Genomic DNA, 4,767 nt, shown 5'->3' with positions numbered 1-4,767 from the left:
GCCTCGGATTTATAAATATCAACAGGAAGAACCTCAATTTTTCTTGCAAGCATTTCATTTACAATTTGAAGTGTAGCATACTCCTGCTCTTCTTTTGCAGAAGCTTCGTGAGCACTTTGCTTTTGCTTTATAAGATTCATTCTGTTTTTAACTGCCTGATGACCCTGCATAAGCACAACGCCGTCAAGGTTTTCGGAGCGTACTGTAAAGTATGCGGCATAGTATTCAACAGGTTTATGCACCTTATACCAACCAAGTCGCAGAGTAGAAATCATATATGCAGCAGCATGAGCCTTAGGGAACATATACTGAATTTTCATACAAGAGTCAATGTACCACTCAGGCACATTGTTATCTCGCATTGCTTTAAAATGTTCTTCTGTAAGAAGTTTTGTTGCATTACCCTTACGGACAATTTCCATTATCTTAAATGCCATACCCGGCTCAAGTCCTTTGTGCATAAGATAGGTCATAATGGAATCTCGCGTACCGATAACGCTTGAAATATCGCAAGTTTTATTATGAATAAGCTCCTGAGCATTGCCAAGCCATACGCCGGTACCATGTGACAGACCGGCAATCTGCAAAAGGTCTGTAAAGGTTTTAGGCTTTGCCTCTACAAGCATTCCTCGTACAAACGATGTACCGCACTCAGGCAGGCTGAATGTACCGGTTTCTGAGCCAATATCCTCAGGTGTTACGCCCAATGCCTTTGTAGAGGTAAACAGGCTCATAACCTCAGGGTCGCTCATTGATACCTTCATAACAGGAATACCTGTGTATAGCTCAAGGTAGTGATAAATGGTCGGAACATCGTGTCCGAGCTCATCAAGCTTTGTAATAGTATCGTGAATTGAATGGAAGTCGAAGTGAGTGGTAATGTTATCCGACTTCATATCGTTTGCAGGGTGTTGAACAGGGCAGAAATCGTAAACCTCGCTTGTTCTAGGCACAACAACCATACCGCCCGGGTGCTGACCTGTTGTACGTTTAACGCCTGTACAGCCAAGTGCAAGTCGTTTTATTTCAGCCTTATGCAAAATCATACCCTTGTCATTTGCGTAGCCTTTAACATAGCCGATTGCGGTTTTTTCGGCAACGGTAGAAATTGTACCTGCCTTGAACACATTGTTTTTACCGAAGAGTTCTTCTGTGTATCTATGTGACTTTGATTGATACTCACCGCTGAAGTTAAGGTCAATATCAGGTACTTTATCGCCCTTGAATCCAAGGAAGGTTTCAAACGGAATTTCGTGTCCGTCCTGATCCATAAGAGTACCACATTCGGGGCAGTTCTTTGGAGGCATATCAAAACCTGAGCCATAGCTGCCGTCTGTAATAAATTCGCTGTGCTTGCATTTTGGACAAATGTAATGAGGGCAAAGAGGATTTACCTCAGAAATACCCGACATTGTAGCTACGAATGATGAACCTACAGAACCTCTGGAACCAACTAAGTAGCCATGTGCCTCACTGTCGGCAACAAGCTTTTGAGCTGTCATATAAAGTACGGAGAAGCCGTAGGTTGTGATTGAATTAAGCTCCTTGTCAAGTCTTGCCTTAACAATTTCAGGAAGTGGGTCGCCGTATTTTGCCTTTGCTCTCTCCCATGTGATGGAAACAAGTTCTTCCTCAGCACCTTCAATGTTTGGCGGGAATGTGCCCTTTGGAATAGGTCTTATAGATTCGCACATTTCAGCAATCTTACGAGGATTTGTAACAACCACTTCATATGCTTTTTCTTTGCCGAGATACTCAAATTCCTTGAGCATTTCAGCAGTGGTTCTGAGATAAAGAGGAGCTTGATCTTCTGCGTCTTTAAATCCCTGACCTGCCATAAGAATTTTTCTGTAATCTGCATCTTTCGGATCCATAAAATGGACATCGCAGGTTGCACATACAGGCTTGCCAAGCTCTTTACCAAGCTTAACTATTGTTTTGTCAATTTCGTGAAGTTCTTCAACACTTGCAAAAGTGCCGTCACGAAGCATAAAACTGTTGTTGCCGGCAGGCTGAATTTCAAGGTAATCATAAAAAGATGCTATAGCCTTTATTTCAGGCCATGGCTTACCTGTAAGGATTGCCTGATACAGCTGACCCGCACAGCAAGCCGAGCCGATAATAAGTCCGTCTCTGTGCTTAATAAGCTCACTTTTAGGGATTCTCGGCTTTTTATAAAAATATGTGAGATGAGCAAATGAAATTAATTTATACAGATTTTTAAGTCCGGCTAAATTCTTTACAAGAATTATTTGGTGATAGGTAGGTAATTTTTTAAAATCACCACCGCCCGCAATCTGAGTGTTGATTTCATTTGTTTTTGTAATGTTGTAGTCATCTTTAAGACGGGTGCAAAGATTTATAAAAATTCTTGCAAGCATTTCGGCATCGTCAGTAGCACGATGATGATTAAAGTCGCCGAGTCTTAGATATTTTGCAACTGTGTCAAGCTTGCAGTTTTTGATGTCTGTGAGAATTGCTCTTGAAATAGCAACCGTGTCAATAGAAGAATAGTTGTATTCCCTGTTCATATTTTCACAAGCCTTGCGTATGAACGAGGTATCGAACGGAGCGTTATGAGCAACAAGAACGCTGTCGCCTGCAAATTCAAGAAATGCGGAAACCGCCTCGCTCTGAGATGGTGCGTCCTTTACCATAGCATCGGTAATGCCGGTAAGCTGAGTGATTTTAGGCGGAATAGGCATACCCGGATTTGCAAAGGTTGAGAAAGTATTGGTAATTTCACCGTTTACAACCTTTACCGCACCAATTTCAGTAATCTTATCTCTGTTTGCGGAAAGACCTGTGGTTTCTATATCAAAGCAGATAAAGGTACCGTTTAACGGCTCTTCACTTTCGCCGACAACGGACTCTACAAGGTCATCCATAAAGTAAGCCTCTGTGCCGTAAATAACCTTAATTTTTTCGCCGTCTTTGTTGATTTTATCAGCAGCTTTCATAGCATCAGGGAAAGCCTGAGCAACACCATGGTCGGTGATTGCTACCGCCGGATGTCCCCATTCAGCGGCTCTTTTTACAAGGTCACCGGCTGAGGTAACAGCGTCCATCTGCGACATATTTGTATGCAAATGCAGTTCAACACGCTTTTCTTCTGCTTTATCTACAACCTTGACCTTACTTGCAGTACCGATTGACCTTGCAATGAGCATAAGCTCGCCTGCATAGCGGTCATATTCAACATCGCCCTGAACGACAATAGTGTCGCCCTTTTTTAGGTTGTCAAGTATAGCGGTATCTTTGATTGTGCCAAACACCTTTACAGATGTTGAACCGGAATAATCGGTTATATCAATTACAAATATATTTTTGTCACCTGATTTTGTGACCTTTTTTTCAATATCAAAAATGTCGCCCCATACGAGAATTTTGCCTGTATCGGCAACAATGGTGCTGATTGGTGAGATTTTTCCTCTTATAGCTCTGCCGTAAAACGGTCTGATTGAGGATTCTACGATTTGTGGCAAAAGGAACTTGCCCTCTCTTACTTCAATTTCCTGTACAGAGTCAGCAGTACGCTTTTCTTTAACCGCTTTTGTAACCGCTTCGTTGCTTGCTGTGTTTTCAACAACTTCTTCAAGCTTTTGTCTTTCAATCTTTTCTGCGGCATTCTTCATAGCCTGCACATATTCTTCACTCTGTCCGTCAATTTCAAGAGTGCCTGTGTAGATTATATTTATTTCAAGAGAAAATTCCTCTTTTATAAGCTTTTTGAGTGCCTTGTCAAAGCCCTTTGCATCTAAAAGGCTTTTGCCGCCGTTGTTAAGTGTGATTTGCAAATTACCTTCCTCATAGGTAACGAATGCGTTGTTAAGTGTGCCGTTTATGCTTGGAATGTCACGCTTAACCGCCTTATACAGCTCAGGAAAATAATCTGCTGAAAAAAGCTTTGAATCATAAATAGGATTAATTCTTACCGAACCAAGGTTTAATTCTGATTTAGAAATTTGTTTTTCGGCAGTAAAAATACTATCCCTCAACACAAGACCACCAAATTTGGCGGTCATTGTGATTGAGCGATTATTGCTGTTAATATTCAGTTTTAAAAGCTCTGCTGACGAAATATCATCAGCGAGCGGTTTATCCGCAAGATACGGATTAAAAACTTCGCCAAGTGTTTTCATATACTTCCTTAAGAATTATAATTTTTCAATTTCTTCCATAAGAGCGTCAACAAGCTGCTCTTCGGGAACTTTTCTGATTACTTCACCTTTCTTGAATACAAGACCGCAGCCGTCGCCTCCGGCAATGCCAATGTCTGCTTCTCTTGCTTCACCGGGACCGTTTACTACACAGCCCATAACAGCAACCTTAATATTCTTTTTGCAGTCCTTGAGGCGATTTTCAACCTCGCCTGCGATTTTTACAAGGTTAATTCTTGTTCTGCCACAGGTTGGACAGGATACAAACTGCACACCGCTTTTCTTTAAGCCGAGTGCCTTGAGAATATCATTAGCCGCATAAATTTCTTTGACCGGGTCTGCGGTGAGAGAAACTCTGATTGTGTCGCCAATGCCGTGAAGTAAGAGTGAGCCGATTCCGGCAGCGGATTTAATAATACCCATTCGCTCTGTACCCGCCTCGGTAACACCAAGGTGAAGCGGATAATCACACTGTTCGTTTGCAAGCTCATAAGCTTTAACCATAAACGGAACGGTTGAACTTTTCATAGAAAGAACAATGTCGTTGAAATCGAATTTTTCAAGCAAAGAAGCGTGATATAAAGCACTGTCGCAAAGTGCCTGCGGT

The 4,767-nt window shown here is 41.9% G+C and carries 2 protein-coding genes; both read right to left on the bottom strand.

Going from position 1 to position 4,767, the window contains the following annotated elements; genetic code table 11:
• Nucleotides 1-4,142, bottom strand: a 4,142-nt coding sequence (locus ACJMMI_RS07110; RefSeq protein ID WP_405354557.1) for a PolC-type DNA polymerase III, incomplete at its 3' end; no start/stop codon positions are given.
• 15 nt (nt 4,143-4,157) lie between these two features.
• Nucleotides 4,158-4,767, bottom strand: a 610-nt coding sequence (locus tag ACJMMI_RS07105) for a flavodoxin/ferredoxin-dependent (E)-4-hydroxy-3-methylbut-2-enyl-diphosphate synthase (RefSeq protein ID WP_405354553.1), incomplete at its 5' end; no start/stop codon positions are given.

The sequence above is a fragment of the Ruminococcus sp. genome, from assembly GCF_045129435.1.
GTDB lineage: Bacteria > Bacillota > Clostridia > Oscillospirales > Acutalibacteraceae > Ruminococcoides.
The sequence above is the reverse complement of the archived record's forward strand: the minus strand, read 5'-3'. Positions and strand labels throughout refer to the sequence as shown.